Below are 17577 nucleotides of genomic sequence, written 5' to 3' on the forward strand. Positions count from 1 at the left end.
GGGCAGGGCGCCGACGCCGGTGCGTGCCAGCGTGGCGGCCACCGTCGCCGTCGCGGCGAGCGCCAGCCAGCCGAGGCGCGGTGCCGCACGGAGTTCGCCGCGCAGGGCGATCACGAGCACGGCCAGCGCCGCCAGCGCCAGCAGGCCGAGCGGATCGTCGGAGCGGTCCAGCATCCGCCGCCCCATCCAGAGCCAGGTCGGCGCCAGCGCGGCGGCCTGCAGCGCGAGCCAGGCCAGGGGCGGTGTGCGGTCGAGCCGGATCCCGGCCTCGAACAGGCGCGGATGGCGGCTGGCAAGTAAGGCAAGTGTCATGGCTGTTCTCCTTAGGAGGTCAGGCGGCGGGTGTCGGTGCGGCGGGCGCGGCGGCGCAGCATGGCCAGCATCGAGAGCAGCACCGCGATCGCACCCAGCATCTCCGGCTCGGGCGTGCTCGGCACCTCGGCCCCGAGGCTCTGGCCGAGCGCGAGTTCGCCGACGCCCTGCGGCAGCGGCTGGGGCTGGTCGACGCCGGCTGCGTCTTGCGGCGTCGGGTTGCGCACCACGCGGTCGATCGCGATGAAGCTGGTGTATTGCGTGAGCAGGCCGTAGCGCAGGCCCAGGTCGGTGATCCGTTGGCGCAGATCGTCGCCCCCTTCGAGCGCTTCCTGGTCGGAGAGGCTGGCGATGCGGTGCCGCGCCCACAGGCTGCGCAGCGCGGCGGCATCGCGACGGGCCTGCGGGTCCACCTTGAGTTCCTGACGGTAGGGGCCTTCGGCGGCGCGGCCTTCGACCACCAAGCGGCCCCTGGCTTCGCCGCGCCACTTGCCGAACAGGATCACCGGGCGCTCGCCGAGCACATCGGGCAGCGCCGACGGCTCGACGTCGTAGACATCGAGGCCGACGAAGCGCGCCTTCACCTGGGTCAGCACCGGCGACTCGACCAGGCGTCGAAAGTGGGCCGCCTGCTCAGGAGCCTGGACCGGATCGGTGATCACGAAGGGCTCGCCCATGCCGGCGCGCGCCAGGCCCTCGATCAGGTGCCGGTTGACCGAGGAGCCGATGCCGAAGGCGAACAGGTTGGCCTGGCCGAGGTTGCGGCGCACCAGTTCGAAGGCTTCGCGCTCGACCGTGACGTAGCCGTCCGTGACCACCACCAGCGTGCGCGAGACGCCTTCGGCCTTCGGTTCGGCATAGGCGCGCTTGAGGGCCGGGATCAGCTCGGTGCTGCCGCCGCCGCCGTAGTTCTGGATCGTCGCCAGCGCCTGCGCGATGTTGGCGCGGGTGGCCGGCACCGCGTGCGGCGACAGCATGCGGTTGCTGCCCGAGAACAGCAGCACGTTGAAGGTGTCGCTGGGCCGCAGGCCGCCGATCAGCCGCTCCAGCATGGTCTTGGCGGTGTCGAGCGGGAAGCCGTGCATCGAGCCCGAGATGTCGACCACGAAGATGTAGTCGCGCGGCGAGATGGCGTTGGCGGCCACCGATTTCGGCGGCTCGACCATCGCGAGGAAGAAGTTCTCGGCGCCGTCGCCGTGGCCCTGGTAGAGCATCAGTCCGGACTGGATGCGCTCGCCCGCGAGCCGGTAGTCGAGCACGAAGTCGCGGTTGTCCGCGAGCCCGGCATCGCGGGCCAACGTGACGTCGGCATGGGCATCGCCGTCGCGCTGGGCGAGCTCGATCTTGTGGCTCTGCGAGCGCACTGCCTGCAGCGGCATCGGCATGTCGAGCGCGACCTTGAGCTTGAAGGAGGTGCCCGGCGCGACCGCCGCGCGCAGCGTCGGCTGCGCCACCCAGCGCGCCTGCGCGTTCTCCGACTGCGGACTGTTGTAGCGCGGCCCGACCACGGTCGGATAGACGAACTGGTAGTTGCCGCCCTGCGGCACCAGCAACTCGGTGTAGCGCAGCGTCACCCGGACCTCGTCGCCCGGCAGGATGTTGGCGAGGTTCATCTGGAACACGTTGGGCAGGTGCTGCTCGAGCAGCGCCGCGGTCTTGCCTTCCTTCTTCGCGGCGTCGTAGTCGATGCGGGCCTGCGCCTTCTCGCGGATCTGCGCCGAGACCAGGCGGTCGCCGATCCGCATGTCGAGCGCACCAACCGCGGCGCGGGTCGAGCCCGGGAACACGTAGCGCGCCTCGATCGCCCGCCGGCCCTCGTTGCGGTAGGTCTGCGTGACCGTGACGTCGGCGATCACGCCCGAGATCTTCACGTCCACCTCGGTGCCCTTGAGCGGCAGCCGGTCGAGTTCGGGGTCGTCGCTCTTGATGAAGAAGTACGGGCTCTCGGTCTTGGCGCGCGGGCCCGGCGCTTCCTGGGCATGCAACGGGCGCAGGCTCAGCGCGAGGAAGCTCGCGGCGGCCAGCGCCAAGGTGACCAGCCAGAGCCGGCGGCCTGGGCTACAAGGGGTGGCGGGGGTGTCCATGGTGTTGTTCCTTCTCCTTCTTGTTGTGCGAACTTGCACAGTGGCCACTGTCGACAGCGTGCAAGAAGGGAGTTGGAAGCTTTCTTGAAGTCCGGCGCGGCCAACGCAGGCTTGTGTGAAGTCCGTGTGAAGTCCCGGGCCAAGGGACTTCACACCGGCATCGCCCGGATCGGGAACCATGGTGGCCTGTTCCTGCTCCCTCTCTGCCATGACCACTTCTTCCGCAACCCCCTCCCGCGCGCCGACCTGGCGTCGTACGGCCGCCTGGCTCGGGGCGCTGTCGGCCGGCACCGTGGTGGTGCTGGCGATCGCCGGCGGCATTGCGGTGGCCACGATTTACCCGCGCCTTCCCGACCTGTCCGCGCTCCTGGACTACCAGCCCAAGCAGCCGCTGCGGGTCTATTCGGCCGAAGGCACGCTGATCGGCGAGTTCGGCGAGGAGCGCCGCAACCTGACGCCCTTCGCGCAGATCCCCCAGGTCATGAAGGACGCGGTGCTGGCCGTGGAGGACGCCCGCTTCTACGAACACGGCGGCGTCGACTACAAGGGCTTCGTGCGGGCCGCAGTGGCCAGCCTGCAGGGCGGCCGCAAGCAGGGGGCTTCCACCATCACGATGCAGGTGGCGCGCAACGTCTACCTGAGCTCCGAGCGCACGGTGCAGCGCAAGACCTGGGAGATCCTGCTGGCGCTGCGCATGGAGCGCCAGCTCACGAAGGACCAGATCCTCGAGATCTACCTGAATCAGATCTACCTGGGCAACCGCGCCTACGGTTTCGCCGCGGCGGCCGAGGCCTATTTCGGCAAGCCGCTGCAGGACATCACGATCGCCCAGGCAGCGATGCTGGCCGGCTTGCCGAAGGCGCCGGGCGCCAACAACCCGGTGGCGAATCCGCGCCGCGCGCGCGCCCGCCAGCTCTACGTGATCGATCGCATGCAGGAAACCGGCTTCATCACCGCGGCGCAGGCAGAGGCTGCGCGCCAGGAGCCGCTGCAGCTGCGCGACGCCGCCGACCCGTCGCGGCTGCACGCCGAATACGTGGCCGAGACCGTGCGCCAGATGATGCATGCGCAGTACGGCGACGCCATCTACACCAGCGGACTCAAGGTCACGACCTCGCTGGTCGCGGCCGAGCAGCAGGCCGCCTACCGCTCGCTGCGCAAGGGCATCATGGACTATGAGCGGCGCCAGGCCTATCGCGGCCCCGAGGCCTTCGTCGATCTGCCGGAGGACCCGAAGGCGATCGACGACGCGGTCGATGACGCGCTGGCCGAGCACCCGGACAACGGCGACCTGGTGGCCGCGGTGGTGCTGAAGGCGAGTGCCAAGGAGGTCAGCGCGGTGCGCGCCAACGGCGAAGCGCTGCAGATCAGCGGCGAAGGCTTGAAGCCCGCGCAGTCGGGCCTGGCGGAGAAGGCGCCACGCGAGATCCGGATCCGTCGCGGCGCCGTGATCCGGGTCGCACGCACGCCGAAGAACAGCTGGGAGATCACGCAGCTGCCCGAGGTCGAAGGCGCCTTCGTCGCGCTCGATCCGAGGAGCGGCGCGATCCAGGCGCTGGTCGGTGGCTTCGATTTCGGCAAGAACAAGTTCAACCACGCGACGCAGGCCTGGCGCCAGCCCGGCTCGAGCTTCAAGCCCTTCATCTATTCGGCGGCGCTCGAGAAGGGCTTCTCGCCGGCCACCGTGGTCAACGACGCCCCGCTGCACTTCGAGGCCGGTGCCGGCGGCACTGTCTGGGAGCCGAAGAACTACGACGGCGGCTACGACGGCCCGATCACGCTGCGCCGCGCGCTGCAGCAGTCGAAGAACTTGGTCACGCTGCGCGTGATGCAGTCGATCGGCGCCGACTACGCGCAGGACTGGGTGACGCGCTTCGGCTTCGAGCGCGACAAGCAGCCGGCCAACCTGCCGATGGCGCTGGGCGCCGGCTCGGTGACGCCGATGCAGATGGCCGCCGGCTATGCGGTGTTCGCCAACGGCGGCTTTCGCGTCAACCCCTACTTCGTGACGCGCATCGTCGATGCGCGCGGCAAGGTGCTGCTGGAGACCGAGGCGCCGGTGCTCGATGAATCCCGGCGCGCGATTCCCGAGCGCAACGCCTTCATCATGGATTCGCTGCTGCAGAGCGTGGTGAAGGGCGGCACCGCGTCGCGGGCCTACCAGGCACTGCGGCGCGATGACCTGTACGGCAAGACCGGCACCACCAACGACTCCTTCGACACTTGGTTCGCGGGCTTCCAGCCGACCCGCGTGGGCATCGCCTGGGTCGGCTACGACACGCCGCGCCAGCTCGGCGTGCGCGGCGAGACCGGTGGCAGCCTGAGCCTGCCCATCTGGACCGGCTACATGCAGTCGGCGCTCAAGGGCGTGCCGGTGGCGGCGCTGAAGGCGCCCGAGGGCGTGCTGCAGGTCGACGGCGAGTGGTACTTCGACGACTACGCGCCGGGCCGCGGCGTGGCCAGCCTGGGCCTGGATCCTGCGCTCGCGCCGCTTCCGGCCGAGGACCTGGCCGGCGTGCCGGTGAGCCCGCCCGTGGCGCCGGAGCAGCGAAGCCGCATCCTCGATTTCTTCAGGTAGCCCCGGCGCCCAAAGGCGGACGGCGCAGGGTCCCTACACTCTGCGGTCTCAACCGCCTTTCTCGAGCGACCGATTCATGGAAACCCTCACCCTGGTGACGCTGATCGTCATCGGCGCCTACCTCGTCAAGTCCCAGCATCAGCGGCAGCGCATCGCGCTGCTGGGCAGCCACCTCGGCCACTACCAGATCGAGAAGCTCATGGAGAACCTCACCGAAGGCTACTTGCGCTGCCTCGGCGAGGACGACCCCGAGCGGCGGGAGCAGATCTGGCGCCTGCTCGACACCACCGAAGAGAAGCTGTCGGCGCAGTTCGACAGCTTCGCGGCCGAGTTCTCGCGGGTCGGCGAGAAGGAGGCGCGGGTCAGCAAGCTGCCGCTCGCGCTGCCCTTTGCGCAGCAGCTGTTCCCGGCCGCGACCTTCGACCTGCGCCAGGCGTTCGCAATCCATGCCCGCGGCATCGCGGGCGTGATGCGCAACGAGCTGCATCGCGCACCGAAGGCCAAGGCCTTCATGATGTCGGCCGAGCTGTTCCTGATGCAGCACAGCTGCCACTGGTACTGCAAGTCGAAGGCCGTGGCCTCCGCGCGCCTGCTGGCACGTCACCAGACCTCCTACCAGCAGGTGCTCGATGCGGTCAGCCCCGAGACACGCAAGGCCTATGGAGAGCTCACCGGTCAGTGATGTGACAGCAGCGGCAGCGTGAAGGTGGCCAGCGCGCCGCCGCGCGGCGCATTGGCGAGCTCGACCCGGCCGCGATGCAGGGTCGCGATCTCCTTCACGAACGCGAGACCGAGGCCGGTGCTCTTCTTCTGGCTGTGCGGCCGCGCGAGCGAATAGAACTTCTCGAAGACCTTGTCCTGGGCGTAGTCCGGAATGCCCGGGCCGCGATCGCGGACGCTGACGATGGCGCGGCGCGAACCGGCCTCGAGCGCCAGCAGCACTTCGGCGCCCGAGGGCGAGAAGTCGATCGCGTTGTCCAGCAGGTTGCTGACTGCGCGGCGCAGCAGGAAAGGATCACCCTCGACGCGGGCCTCGGCGTGGATCGCCACCTGCACCCGGACATCGCGCCGCGCCGCCGCGGCCTGGGCGCTGGCGGCCACCTCGCGCAGCAGCGGCCCCAGCGCCACCGGTTCGCTGCGGTCCAGCGCGCGCCGCGTTTCGAGCGCGGTGAGCTCCATCATGCGGTCGACGATCTCCTGGATGCGCTGCGTCTCGTGCGCGATGTTGCCGAGGAAGCGCTCGCGCTCGGCCTGCGGCATCGATGGCTCCTGGATCAGCTCGGCAGCGCCGCGGATGGCCGACAGCGGGCTCTTGATCTCGTGCGTGAAGGTCTGCACGTAGTCGGCGATGTAGTTGCGGCCGGTGAAGGCGTCGCGCATCTCGCCGAGGCCGCGGCGCAGCGTGTCGACCGCGCGGCGCAGCATGCGCCCGAGGCTCGGGCTGCGCTGCGTGCGCAGCCAGCCCACGTAGTCCGAGATCAGGCCGAAGGGCCGCACCAGCCAGATCGAGACGATGATTGCGCCCACCAGCAGCGCCAGCGCCGAGCCGCCGCCGACCCACAGCGTGCGTGCCCGCGCATCCTCGACGAACTGGCCGAAGCTCTGCACCGGCTTGCCGACGCTGACCACGCCGACGATCTCGTTGCCCCAGCGCACCGGTGCGCCCACGTACATCACCGAGCTCAGCGGGTCGCCGGCGATGTCGCGCGTGGTGCGGGCGCCGTAGGTGCCGGCGAGCGAGCGCTTCACATCGCTCCACTGCGAGAAGTCGGCGCCCAGGTTGCGGCCCTGCGAGTCGAACAGCACGCGGCCGTTGCGGTCGGTGACGTACATCCGCAGCTCGACGTGGCGCTTGTGCAGGTTGTAGATCTGGGCCGAGAACTGACGCGCATACACCGATCGGAACAGCGGCTCGAGCCGCGCGGTGTTGATCGCGCCGGCGATCACGTCCTGCTCGACCAGGCTGGCCATCAGCTGCGAGGCCTCGACCAGCGACTCCTCGGCCGACTCGCGGTAGCGCGGGTCGATGTCGATCACCACGCGGTAGAGCAGGAAGGCGATGCCCGCCGTGTAGATCAGCAGGATGCCGAGGAAGATGCGCGTCCTGCTGGTCACACGGCGGGCGGCAGTTCTTCGTTCAACGCATAGCCCGTCCCGCGCAGCGTGCGGATCGGGTCGACCTCGGGCGCGATCGCCTTGAGCTTGGCGCGCAGGGTCTTCACGTGCGCGTCCACGGTGCGATCGAAGCTGTCGCTGGCCTCGTCCCAGACCAGGCGCAGCAGGTCGTCGCGCGTGTAGACGCGGCCGGGCCGCTGCACCAGCAGCCGCAGCACGCCGTACTCGTAGCGCGAGAGTTCGAGCAGGCGGCCGTAGTAGCGGATCTGCATGCGCTCGAGGTCGAGGGCGAACGGCGTGGACGGTGCTGCCGGTGTCGGCGTCGGGGCAGTGGCCGCGGCGGCGGGCGTCGGAGCCCCTTGTGCGCCTCGGCCGCTGCGGCGCAGGATGGTTCGCACCCGCGCCACCAGTTCGCGCGGCGAGAAGGGCTTTGCGATGTAGTCGTCGGCGCCGAGCTCGAGGCCGACCACGCGGTCGATCTCGTCGCTGCGCGCGGTCAGGAATAGCATCGGCACATTCGCACCCCCGGGCAGGGCCTGCAGCCGCTTGAACAGTTCGAAGCCGTTCATGTCGGGCAGGCCAACATCCAGGATCGCGAGGGCCGGCGGCTCGGCCGTGAACTGCGCGATGGCCTGCTCCGCGGTGGCACACCAGACCGGCACGAAACCGTCGGTGCGCAGCACGTACTGCAGGGTGTCAGCGATGCCGGATTCGTCTTCGGCGATCAGGATCCGCGAGTTGAAAGGCATGGCCGGATGGTAGCGGGCGCCGGCCCGCGGCCCGGTAGCGCGGCTCAGCGCAGGTCGAAACAGCAGCCAGAGTAGAAGGCCTTGTCACCGCCCTCGACGAACGGGATCTCGATCGGCTTGCCTTCGTTGCGCCAGGCGTCCCGGCGCTTGTAGCCGGCCTCGACCAGTTCGTTCTGCAGCGCATCCTGGTGCTGGATGCGGTAGGGACAGACCGCGAAGCCGATGCTGTTGAGCGTGTAGAGGGTTCGGTCGGGGTGCGTCGCTGCCGTGTTGATCACGATGCGCTTCGGTTTGACGGGCAGCTGGGCGAGCATTTCAGAGAGCCGCAGCGGCAGGTACTGCAGCGAGCCCGCCGCATACAGGACGTCATGGCCGCTGGCGTCGTGAAAGTCGGTCGTGAAGTCGAGTTGGGACGTCACTTCGCGCTGGATGGCGAGTTCCCGCCCGGTCTGGACGACGCCGGGCACATCGCAGACGGTCCAGCGCAGGTTCGCCGGGTAGGGAATCACGCGGCGAAAGGCGTAGTACTTGATGCCGACATGGCCACCCAGGTCGAAGACGCTGCGCATGCCCTCCTCGAGCGCCCGCCCGAGCCAGAACAGTCCCGGGTAGTCATAGAAGTAGAGCTGGTGGCTGTAGAGCTTCTTGGCCTCCTCGGCGTTGTCGTAGCCGATCGCCTTGCCGGGCGGCACGTTGGCCTGCGCGGCTTCGAAGCTCTCGTAGGAGCCCATGAAGAGATGTTCGCCCTCGGGGTTCTCTATGAACTTGCGCTTGTAGGCGGCTTCGCGGACGGAGACAGGCAGCAGGCTCGACAGCATGGAACCCTTTCGATCAAAGCAACTTATCTACGTATTTTGCGCTTTGAAACATAAAGTATTCAACTGCTTTGAGCTTTTGGCCGACGCCGCACCTCCCTTTGGTGAGGCCTCGATGGCTATTTGGCCTGGTAGCCGGCGTTCTCGATCGCCACGATGATGTCTTGCCGAGGGTGCTCGCTGACCACGTCGACGTGGCCGGTTTCGAGGTCCACCGTGACCTGCGCACTGGGATCGATGGTCTGGACGGCGCTCTGCACCACGCCGGCACAATGACCGCAGCTCATGCCCGAGACCTGGAATTTCTGGCTCATCGTCTTTGCTCCTTATGTGAATGAATGAGCGAGTTTGAACCTTTCCCCCGTGTCAATGTCCAGCGAGGGGGCGCTCCGTGAGGTACAAACAGGAAGTTTTTTTCATCACGTCCCATGCGAATTCTCCTGGTCGAAGACGATGCGGTGCTGCGCGGCGTGATGCTGCGCAGCCTGGGCGACGCGGGCCACCGCGTCGATGTGGCAACCAGTGTCGAGGACGCCGATCACCTCTGGCGGGTGCAGTCCTTCGACGCCGTGCTGCTGGACTTGAACCTGCCGGCGACCTCCAGTCCGACCAGCGGACTGGCGAGCGGCCTGGTGGCGTTGCGACACGCGCGCGCCCGCGGCGACCGCACGCCAGTGCTGGTGCTGACCGCGCGCGACCGCACCGACGAGCGCATCGCCGGCCTGGATGCCGGTGCCGACGACTATCTCGGCAAACCCTTCGACCTCGCCGAGGTCGAAGCCCGCTTGCGGGCGCTGGTGCGCCGGGCCCAGGGCACCGAGGACATCGCCCTGCTCGGGCAGTTGCGGCTCGATCGGCGGGCGCGCCGCTTCGCGGTGGGAGGCGTGCCCCTCGACCTGCCGGCGCGCGAGTTCGAGGTGCTGTGGGAGCTGATGAGTCCGCCGGGCCGAACGGTGAGCAAGCGCGAGCTGTCGGACAAGCTGTCGACCTTCGACGAGTCCCTGGGCGACAACGCGCTCGAGGCCTTCATCTCGCGGCTGCGCAAGAAGCTGGTCGCCAGCGGCGCTGCCATCCGCACGCTGCGCGGCATCGGCTACCTGATGGAAGCCGAGCCGTGAGTCCCGGCGCGGCGGCCGCAGCGCCGTCGCTGACCGCGCGGGTGCTGCGCCGCGTGTTGGTGCCCTTGGGCCTGACATGGCTGCTGGGCACCGCGGTGGCCGTGGTGGTCGCCAGCTATTTCACCGAGCAGGCCTTCGACCGCGCGATGCTGGACGACGCCTATTCGGTGTCGGCGAACGTGCGAGCGGGCGAACGCGGCGCCGAACTCGTGCTGTCGCCGCGCGAGGTCGGCAACCTGCTGTTCGACCAGTCGGAGACGGTCTTCTTCGCGGTGCTGCGCTCAGACGGCTCGCTGCTCGCCGGTGACGCCGGGCTCGAGGCGCCGCCACCGGGCGAGGGCGCGCGGCACCGCTTCTCGCGCATCGACTACCGCGGCCAGGCGCTGCGCGCTGTGGTGCTGGATCCGGGAGCGCCGGCCGGCTACCGGGTGGTCATCGCGCAGACCACGCGGGCCCGGGCGCTGCTGATCGAGCAGCTTCTGGCGTACTCGCTGGCACCGCAACTGGTGCTGCTCGTTCTGCTGGCCGGCTGGCTCTGGCGTGGCATCGGGCGCGAACTGCATCCGCTGGGCGAACTGCGCCGAACCCTGGAGACGCGCGACGCCCAGGATCTCGCCCCGGTGCCCGTGGCACGCAGTTCGCGCGAACTCGAGCAACTCGGCGACACGCTCAATGCACTGCTCGAGCGGCTGGCCTACAGTGCCGCTGCGCAGCGCGAATTCGCCGGCAACGTGGCGCACGAACTGCGCACGCCGCTGGCGGGCATCCGCGCGCTGGCCGACTATGGCCTGGCGCAGCAGAATCCTGCCATCTGGCGCGAGCAGCTGCAGCAGATCGCGACGAGCCAGGCGCGCGCTAGCCGCCTGGTCGACCAGTTGCTGGGTTTGGCGCTGGCCGACGAAGGGCGGACCCGCCTGCAGCGCGAGACCCTGCGCCTGGACCAGCTGGGGCAGCAAGCCGTGCTGCGGCACCTGGCGCGCGCCGATGCCAAGGGCGTCGACCTGGGCGGGCTCGGGCTGGAGGATCCGGTCACGGTGCAGGGCAATGCCGCGCTGGTCGAGGGCATCCTCGACAACCTGATCGACAACGCGCTGCGATACGGCGGCCGCACCATCACCGTGGAACTCGACGGCCTGACGTTGAGCGTGGCGGACGATGGTCCCGGGATCCCGATCGAGGCCCAGCCCGACCTGCTGCAGCGCTGGGCCCAGGGCCCGGCGGGCCAGAAGCTCGGCCAAGGCGCGGGGCTGGGCCTGGCGATCGTGGCCCGCTACGTGAAGCTGCTGGGCGCCGAACTCCGCTTCGCCCGCGCCTCGGAAGAGGGCGGGCTGCGGGTCAGCGTGGCCTTCGTCCCCGAGGTTCAGGCCAGTGCCGGATAGTCGATGTAGCCGGCTTCGCCACCGCCGTAGAAGGTGGTCTTGTCCCACGGATTCAGCGCTGCGCCTTCGCGCAGGCGGCGTACCAGGTCCGGGTTCGAGATGAAGGGCCGGCCGAAGGCGATCAGGTCGTCGCCTTCCTTCAGCGCCTCTTCGGCCAGCGGCTTGTCGTAGCCGTTGTTGACCATCCATGCACCCTTGCCGCCTGCCTCGCGATAGGCGGCCTTCAGGGCCTCGTAGTCGAAGGGACGGTCGTCCAGCTCGCGCGGGCCGCCGGTGGCTCCCTCGATGACGTGGATGTAGGCCAGGCCGAGCGGCGCCAGTTGCCGGATCAGGTAGTCGAACAGCGGCTGCGGGTCGGCGTCATGCACGTCGTTGGCAGGCGTCACCGGCGACAGGCGGATACCGGTGCGGCCGCCGCCGACCGCGTCGACCACCGCGCGCGTCGCCTCCAGCAGCAGACGGGCACGGTTGGAGATGCTGCCGCCGTAGTCGTCGGTGCGCTTGTTGCTGCCAGTCTTCAGGAACTGGTCGAGCAGGTAGCCGTTGGCGCCATGCAGCTCGACGCCATCGAAGCCGGCGGTCTCGACCGCGTTGCGCGCCGCGGCGGCGTAGGCGTGCACGATGCCGGGCAGTTCGGAGGCGTCGAGCGCGCGCGGCTCGGAGGTCTCGACGAAGGTCGGCACGCCCTCCTTGATCAGCACGGTCTTGGTCTTGGCCGTGATCGCGGAGGGCGCCACCGGCTTGCCGTTGTCGGGTTGCAGTTCGGTGTGCGAGACACGGCCGACATGCCACAGCTGCACCACGATCTTGCCGCCCTCGGCGTGCACGGCGTCGGTCACGCGCTTCCAGGCGTCCAGTTGCTCGGTGCCGTAGAGGCCGGGCACGTCGGCATAGCCCTGGCCCTGCTGGCTGATCGCGGTGGCTTCGGTGATCAGCAGGCCGGCGGAGGCCCGTTGCGCGTAGTAGGTGGCCGTGATGTCGCGCGGCACCGCGTTGGGTGCGCGGTTGCGCGTCAGCGGTGCCATCACGATGCGGTTGGCGAGCGCCAGGTCGCCGGCTTGGACGGGATCGAAGAGAGAAGACATGGAAGAAGTGCCTGTAGTTGTTGATGAAAGAAGGAAGATGGCCCGAGGGTAAACCCTGGATCGCAACCCTGCTGTCACGGGGTTGTCCCGTTGCTGCTAAGGGCTGCAGCAGAATGGGCGCGCCCCATGCTATTGCTCGCCGCCACGCCCACGCCTGCCCCAGCCCTTCGTCTCGCGCTGGCCCTGTCGCTCGGGGCGGCTGTCTCGCTCGGCATCACCCGCTTCTCGTACGGCCTGCTGCTGCCGCCGATGCGCGCCGACCTGGGTTGGAGCTATGCGCTGGCTGGCGGCATGAACACCGCCAACGCTGCTGGCTACCTGCTGGGCGCGCTCTTGACGCCGGGTCTGATGCGGCGTGTCGGCCCGGTCCGGTTGCTGGTTGGCGGCGCCATCGCCGCCAGTGTCTTCATGGCGGCCAGCGGCTTCTTCAGCTCGGCGCCGGCGCTGTTGCTTCAGCGCCTGCTGGCGGGGCTCGCGAGCGCCTGGGTGTTCGTCTCCGGCGGCTTGCTGGCGGCGCGGCTGGGCGCCTCGCAGCCGTCGCACGCGGGCTTCCTGCTGGGCCTCTACTACGGTGGCACCGGCTTCGGCATCACGCTGTCGGCACTGGTGGTGCCGGCGGTCCTGCAGGCCGCCGCGGGGGTGCCGCAGGGCTGGGCATGGGCCTGGTGGGCGCTGGCACTCGCCAGCTTCGCTGCCACCGCCGTGCTGGCGCTGGCCGTGCGTGCCATGCCGGGGGAGGGCGCTGCCTCCGCGTCGACAGCGCCGACACCAGCGCAGGGGACGCCAGCCCCTTCCGCCTGGCCGGTTCGGCGCTTCGGCTGGGCCCTGTCGGGTTACGCGCTGTTCGGTGCCGGCTACATCGGCTACATGACCTTCGTGATCGCGCTGCTGCGCGAGCAGGGTGCGAGCCCGGGCGACATTACGCTCTTCTATGCCCTGCTGGGCATGGCCTGCGTCGCGTCGTCGAGGGTCTGGGCCGGCTTGCTGGATCGCTACCGCGGCGGTGGCCCGCAGGCGCTCCTGAATGCCTTGCTGGGGGTGGCGACCCTGCTGCCGGTACTGAGCCCGGCGTGGCCGGTGACGATGGCTTCCGGCCTGATGTTCGGCGCTGTCTTCCTGTCGGTGGTGGCGTCGACCACGGCGCTGGTGCGGCACAACCTGCCGTCCGCGCAGTGGGCGGCCGGCATCAGTGCCTTCACGATCGTCTTCGCGCTCGGTCAGATCGTCGGCCCGACCGTGACCGGATGGATCTCCGACGGCCGCGGCGGCCTCTCCGGCGGCCTCGTGGCCTCGGCCCTCACGCTGTGGGCCGGCGCGTTGCTGGCTTGGCGCCAGCGTCCGGCCTGACTCGAGGCGTCAGGGCTACTACTTGCCGAGGCCTTCGGCCTTGAGGGCTTCCTGGACGGCGGGCCGTGCTGCGATCCGCGCGTGCCAGGCATTCACGTTCGCCAGGTCGGAGAGATCGACACCGGTGGGCTTGGCCCAGTTGGTGACCGTGAACAGGTAGCCGTCGGCGACGCTGAAATGCTCGCCCATGAGGAACTCCTTGTTGGCGAGCTGGCCGTCGAGCCACTCGTAGCGCGACCGCACCTTGGTCTTGAAAATGGTCTTGGCCTCTTCTGGCATGTTCGCATTGAACAGCGGCGAAAAGCCCTTGTGGATCTCGGTGCCGATGAAGGTGAGCCATTCCTGCAGCCGGTAGCGCAGCATCGTGCCGTTGGCCGGGGCCAGGTTCTTGGCCGGTGCCAGGTCGGCGATGTACTGCACGATGGCCGGGCCTTCGCGCAGCCGCGTGCCGTCGTCCAGTTCGAGCATCGGCACGTAGCCCAGCGGATTGATGCCGTAGTAGTCGGTGCCGTCCTGCAGCATGTGGTTCTTGGTGCTCGCGAGCACGGGCTCGAAGGCTAGGCCGGCTTCGCGTAGCGCGATGTGGGGCGACAGCGAGCAGGCGCCCGGCGAGTAGTACAGCTTCATGCGAAAAACTCCAGTGAATAGGCGAAACGCGTTCTTGGCGACGGAGGGGGATGCTAGCCGTTTCACGGTGCGCGCGTTGTTGTCCTACGGTGCCTTGGGCGTCCCGACTATGCGGTCGCCGGCCGCCTGTTCCTAAGCTGCTGCACACCGCGGCGGGAGTCCGCCCTGCAAGGAGTTCCATTCATCATGTTGAAGTACGCCATCGTCTTCGCGATCATTTCGTTGATCGCCGGTGCCCTGGGCTTCGGCGGCGTCGCGGCTGGGGCAGCCGGCATCGCGAAAATTCTGTTCGGCCTGTTCCTGATCCTCGCGGTCGTCTTCCTGGTGCTCGCAGCCTTGGGCGTGGGCGCGGTCAAGAAGGCGCTCGACTGATGCGCTCCCCTTCGCAGCGCTGGCCGCGCGTTCGGCCGCTGGTCAGCCTGCTTCAGAGTCCCGCGCATCGCGTAATGCGCGTGCTTCTCGTGACCCGCGCGCACTGGCAGCTGCATCAGTCCACCACCCTGTCCTGAACGACATGCATTTCTCTTTCGTGGACGTGGAGCTCGACTACGAGGTGGCGGCACCTTCGCATCTGCTGCTCAACATCGAGGCGGCGCGCAGTGGGTCCCAGGCGCTGGTCGGCGAGGATCTGCTGATCGAGCCCGCGGTCCGGATGCAGGCTTTCTGCGACGAGAGCAGCGGCAATCGCTTCGTGCGCTTCGATGCGCCGCCCGGTCCGCTTCGGATCCGCTACAAGGCGCAAGTGCAGCGCGCCCCGGTGGCGGTGCCGACGGATCTCGCCGAGGTGCCGGTCAACGAAGTGCCCAACGAGATCCTTCACTACCTGATGCCGAGCCGCTATTGCGAATCGGACCTGATGGCGCGTTGCGCGCTCCAGCTCTTCGGTGACCTGCCTCCAGGCATCGGCCGCGTCCAGGCGATCGTCGACTGGATCCACGACAGCATCACCTACGAGCCGGGCAGCAGCAACTCGACTACCACCGCGCGCGAGGTCTTCGTCGAGCGCGCCGGCGTCTGCCGCGACTTCGCCCACCTCGGCATCACTTTCTGCCGGGCCTTGAACATTCCGGCGAGGCTGGTGGTGGGCTATGTCTGGTTCGACGAGCCGCCGCAGGACTTCCATGCCTTGTTCGAGGCCTGGCTGGGCGGCCAGTGGGTGCTCTTCGATGCCACGCGAATGGCGCCGGTCGACCGCTTGGTGCGCGTCGGCACCGGTCGCGACGCCAAAGACGTCGCCTTCTGCACCATCTTCGGGCCGGTTCGCATGACCGCCAAGACGCTGAACGTTCGCGAACTGCAGGACGAGCGCGAGGACGACGCAGCGGTCGAGCCCCGCCCGAGTGGGCAGATCATCGGCATCGAGAAACCCGTGCCGGTGCCGCCCGCGGGCAGCGACGCTTCGGCCCATGAGGTGTTGGTCGCARGCTGAGGGTCTGTGTTTGCTATAAAAATAATAGCATCCAAGTCAATGTACATGCCTCGCGAACGATAGGCGCGGCCGGGGCGGCTTGTCCTCGCAGCAGCACGGAAACAGCGCGGCGATTAAAATTGCGGCCCCTTTCCGAGAGCGTACGCTTGCTGCGCCCCATTCCATGCTGTACCCCGAAGAATTCGATGTGATCGTCGTTGGCGGCGGCCATGCCGGCACCGAAGCTGCGCTGGCCTCCGCCCGGATGGGGGCTCGCACGCTGCTGCTCACCCACAACATCGAGACATTGGGGCAGATGAGCTGCAATCCCTCGATCGGCGGCATCGGAAAAGGCCATTTAGTGAAGGAAGTCGACGCCCTCGGCGGTGCCATGGCGATCGCGACCGACGAAGGCGGGATCCAGTTCCGCGTCCTCAATTCGAGCAAGGGACCGGCCGTGCGCGCGACGCGGGCCCAGGCCGACCGCGTCTTGTACAAGGCCGCAATCCGCCGCCGGCTGGAGAACCAGCCGAACCTGTCGCTGTTCCAACAGGCGGTGGACGACCTCATGATCGAGGGCGATCGCGTGGTGGGGGCGATCACGCAGGTGGGCATTTCCTTCCGCGCACGCGCGGTGGTGCTCACGGCCGGGACTTTTCTGGACGGCCGCATTCACGTTGGCCTGGACAACTACCAGGCCGGGCGCGCCGGCGACCCGCCGGCAGTGAGCTTGTCGGCCCGGCTCAAGGAGCTCAAGCTGCCCCAGGGGCGTCTGAAGACCGGCACGCCGCCGCGGCTCGATGGCCGCACTATCGACTTTTCCAAATGCACCGAGCAGCCCGGCGACGGCATGCCGGGTGGGGCCGGTCCGATGCCGGTGTTCAGCTTCATGGGCCGCAAGGAAATGCATCCACAGCAGATGCCTTGCTGGATCACGAACACCAACGCCCGCACCCACGACATCATCCGCTCGGGCTTCGACCGCAGTCCGATGTTCACGGGCAAGATCGACGGTGTCGGGCCGCGCTACTGCCCGAGCGTCGAGGACAAGATCAATCGCTTCGCCGACAAGGAAAGCCACCAGATCTTCCTCGAGCCCGAAGGCCTGAGCACCAACGAGTACTACCCGAACGGAATCTCGACCAGCCTGCCTTTCGACATCCAGTACCAGCTGGTGCGCTCGATGGCCGGACTGGAGCACGCCCACATCCTGCGCCCCGGCTACGCCATCGAGTACGACTACTTCGATCCGCGCGAGCTCAAGAGCAGCTTCGAGACGCGGGCGATCCAAGGCCTGTTCTTCGCGGGGCAGATCAACGGCACCACGGGCTACGAGGAGGCCGCGGTACAGGGCTTGTTTGCCGGCATCAATGCTGCACTGCAATGCAGGGGCGAGGATGCGTGGCTGCCGCGCCGGGACGAGGCCTACCTCGGCGTGCTGGTGGACGACCTGATTACCAAGGGCGTGACCGAGCCCTACCGCATGTTCACGAGTCGGGCCGAGTTTCGACTGCAGCTGCGCGAGGACAACGCCGATATGCGCCTGACCGAAACCGGTCGCAAGCTGGGCTTGGTCGACGATGCGCGCTGGGATGCCTTCTCACGCAAGCGCGATATTGTTTCACGTGAAACAGAGCGACTGCGTTCGATCTGGGTCAATCCGCGCAACCTGCCCGCCGCCGAGTCTGAGCGGGTACTGGGCAAGGCCATCGATCACGAATACAACCTCGGGGACCTGCTGCGGCGCCCGAATGTCAGCTATGAATCGCTGATGTCCTTGGACGGCGGCAAGTACAGCCCGCCGGTGGCGCCGGGTCCGGTGGAAATCGAGCAGATCGAGATCGCGGCCAAGTATTCCGGCTACATCGATCGCCAGCATGACGAGGTCGAACGGGCGGCGCATTTCGAGAACCTCAAGCTGCCCGCTTCCTTCGACTATGGCCAGGTCAAGGCCCTGAGC

15 protein-coding genes and 1 pseudogene are annotated in these 17577 nt (G+C 68.4%); 8 read left to right on the forward strand and 8 right to left on the reverse strand.

The genetic code is table 11. The features are described from left to right. Window positions 1-312 (reverse strand): annotated as a pseudogene (locus AC1DY5_RS14055) (exosortase Q); the annotation flags it as partial. A gap of 11 nt (window positions 313-323) precedes the next feature. Next, window positions 324-2396, reverse strand: coding sequence for a VIT and vWA domain-containing protein (locus tag AC1DY5_RS14060; RefSeq protein ID WP_478112176.1), 2073 nt, complete (start codon window positions 2394-2396; stop codon window positions 324-326). A gap of 208 nt (window positions 2397-2604) precedes the next feature. Here AC1DY5_RS14060 and AC1DY5_RS14065 point away from each other — a divergent pair, with 208 nt between their 5' ends. Then, window positions 2605-4974, forward strand: coding sequence for a penicillin-binding protein 1A (locus AC1DY5_RS14065; RefSeq protein WP_478112178.1), 2370 nt, complete (start codon window positions 2605-2607; stop codon window positions 4972-4974). 76 nt (window positions 4975-5050) lie between these two features. Next, window positions 5051-5656, forward strand: a complete 606-nt coding sequence (locus tag AC1DY5_RS14070; RefSeq protein ID WP_478112180.1) for a hypothetical protein — start codon at window positions 5051-5053, stop codon at window positions 5654-5656. Here the strand turns inward: AC1DY5_RS14070 and creC are convergent. The 4 genes from creC to AC1DY5_RS14090 all read right to left on the reverse strand — a co-directional run bounded on the left by creC (window position 5650) and on the right by AC1DY5_RS14090 (window position 8967). Further along, window positions 5650-7089: a two-component system sensor histidine kinase CreC gene (gene creC / locus AC1DY5_RS14075; protein ID WP_478112182.1), complete on the reverse strand. Its 1440-nt coding sequence runs from the start codon at window positions 7087-7089 to the stop codon at window positions 5650-5652. The genes AC1DY5_RS14070 and creC overlap by 7 nt on opposite strands. Next, window positions 7086-7838 carry a two-component system response regulator CreB gene (creB, locus tag AC1DY5_RS14080; protein ID WP_478112183.1) on the reverse strand — a complete coding sequence of 251 codons (753 nt, stop codon included), beginning with the start codon at window positions 7836-7838 and terminating at the stop codon, window positions 7086-7088. Before creB ends, creC begins: the two co-directional genes overlap by 4 nt. A gap of 44 nt (window positions 7839-7882) precedes the next feature. Then, on the reverse strand, window positions 7883-8656 hold the full coding sequence (locus AC1DY5_RS14085) for a TIGR04325 family methyltransferase (protein ID WP_478112184.1): 774 nt from the start codon (window positions 8654-8656) through the stop codon (window positions 7883-7885). Window positions 8657-8772: 116 nt separating this feature from the next. Then, entirely contained in the window at window positions 8773-8967 is a 195-nt protein-coding gene (locus tag AC1DY5_RS14090; protein WP_478112186.1) for a heavy-metal-associated domain-containing protein, read from the reverse strand. A 114-nt stretch (window positions 8968-9081) separates the two neighbouring features. Between AC1DY5_RS14090 and AC1DY5_RS14095 the strand changes: the two genes are divergently transcribed. Together AC1DY5_RS14095 and AC1DY5_RS14100 are read left to right on the forward strand one after the other, a co-directional pair. Continuing rightward, window positions 9082-9771, forward strand: coding sequence for a response regulator transcription factor (locus AC1DY5_RS14095; protein ID WP_478112187.1), 690 nt, complete (start codon window positions 9082-9084; stop codon window positions 9769-9771). Continuing rightward, window positions 9768-11150, forward strand: a complete 1383-nt coding sequence (locus AC1DY5_RS14100) for a sensor histidine kinase (RefSeq protein ID WP_478112189.1) — start codon at window positions 9768-9770, stop codon at window positions 11148-11150. The genes AC1DY5_RS14095 and AC1DY5_RS14100 overlap by 4 nt, the downstream gene beginning before the upstream one ends. Here the strand turns inward: AC1DY5_RS14100 and AC1DY5_RS14105 are convergent. Further along, window positions 11132-12235, reverse strand: a complete 1104-nt coding sequence (locus AC1DY5_RS14105) for an alkene reductase (protein WP_478112191.1) — start codon at window positions 12233-12235, stop codon at window positions 11132-11134. The two genes, AC1DY5_RS14100 and AC1DY5_RS14105, sit on opposite strands and share 19 nt — an antisense overlap. A gap of 126 nt (window positions 12236-12361) precedes the next feature. Between AC1DY5_RS14105 and AC1DY5_RS14110 the strand changes: the two genes are divergently transcribed. Then, the gene (locus AC1DY5_RS14110; protein WP_478112193.1) at window positions 12362-13582 is read left to right on the forward strand and encodes a YbfB/YjiJ family MFS transporter; all 1221 of its coding nucleotides are present in this window, start codon (window positions 12362-12364) and stop codon (window positions 13580-13582) included. An 18-nt stretch (window positions 13583-13600) separates the two neighbouring features. Here AC1DY5_RS14110 and gstA read toward each other — a convergent pair whose 3' ends face one another. Further along, entirely contained in the window at window positions 13601-14209 is a 609-nt protein-coding gene (gstA, locus tag AC1DY5_RS14115) for a glutathione transferase GstA (protein ID WP_478112195.1), read from the reverse strand. A gap of 186 nt (window positions 14210-14395) precedes the next feature. Here gstA and AC1DY5_RS14120 point away from each other — a divergent pair, with 186 nt between their 5' ends. From AC1DY5_RS14120 to mnmG, 3 genes are all read left to right on the forward strand, one after another. Continuing rightward, on the forward strand, window positions 14396-14581 hold the full coding sequence (locus AC1DY5_RS14120; protein WP_478112197.1) for a DUF1328 family protein: 186 nt from the start codon (window positions 14396-14398) through the stop codon (window positions 14579-14581). A gap of 142 nt (window positions 14582-14723) precedes the next feature. Next, the gene (locus tag AC1DY5_RS14125) at window positions 14724-15638 is read left to right on the forward strand and encodes a transglutaminase-like domain-containing protein (protein WP_478112199.1); all 915 of its coding nucleotides are present in this window, start codon (window positions 14724-14726) and stop codon (window positions 15636-15638) included. Window positions 15639-15801: 163 nt separating this feature from the next. Then, window positions 15802-17577 (forward strand): tRNA uridine-5-carboxymethylaminomethyl(34) synthesis enzyme MnmG (gene mnmG, locus AC1DY5_RS14130; protein ID WP_478112201.1); only part of this gene is annotated, 1776 nt, incomplete at its 3' end.

It is taken from the genome of Variovorax sp. P4_D9 (assembly GCF_056401695.1).

Coding starts and splice junctions, on each gene's coding strand:
- AC1DY5_RS14060 (WP_478112176.1), bottom strand. CDS start 2,396: ATGGACACCCCCGCCACCCCTTGTAGCCCAGGCCGCCGGCTCTGGCTG.
- AC1DY5_RS14065 (WP_478112178.1), top strand. CDS start 2,605: ATGACCACTTCTTCCGCAACCCCCTCCCGCGCGCCGACCTGGCGTCGT.
- AC1DY5_RS14070 (WP_478112180.1), top strand. CDS start 5,051: ATGGAAACCCTCACCCTGGTGACGCTGATCGTCATCGGCGCCTACCTC.
- creB (WP_478112183.1), bottom strand. CDS start 7,838: ATGCCTTTCAACTCGCGGATCCTGATCGCCGAAGACGAATCCGGCATC.
- AC1DY5_RS14085 (WP_478112184.1), bottom strand. CDS start 8,656: ATGCTGTCGAGCCTGCTGCCTGTCTCCGTCCGCGAAGCCGCCTACAAG.
- AC1DY5_RS14090 (WP_478112186.1), bottom strand. CDS start 8,967: ATGAGCCAGAAATTCCAGGTCTCGGGCATGAGCTGCGGTCATTGTGCC.
- AC1DY5_RS14095 (WP_478112187.1), top strand. CDS start 9,082: ATGCGAATTCTCCTGGTCGAAGACGATGCGGTGCTGCGCGGCGTGATG.
- AC1DY5_RS14105 (WP_478112191.1), bottom strand. CDS start 12,235: ATGTCTTCTCTCTTCGATCCCGTCCAAGCCGGCGACCTGGCGCTCGCC.
- AC1DY5_RS14110 (WP_478112193.1), top strand. CDS start 12,362: ATGCTATTGCTCGCCGCCACGCCCACGCCTGCCCCAGCCCTTCGTCTC.
- gstA (WP_478112195.1), bottom strand. CDS start 14,209: ATGAAGCTGTACTACTCGCCGGGCGCCTGCTCGCTGTCGCCCCACATC.
- AC1DY5_RS14120 (WP_478112197.1), top strand. CDS start 14,396: ATGTTGAAGTACGCCATCGTCTTCGCGATCATTTCGTTGATCGCCGGT.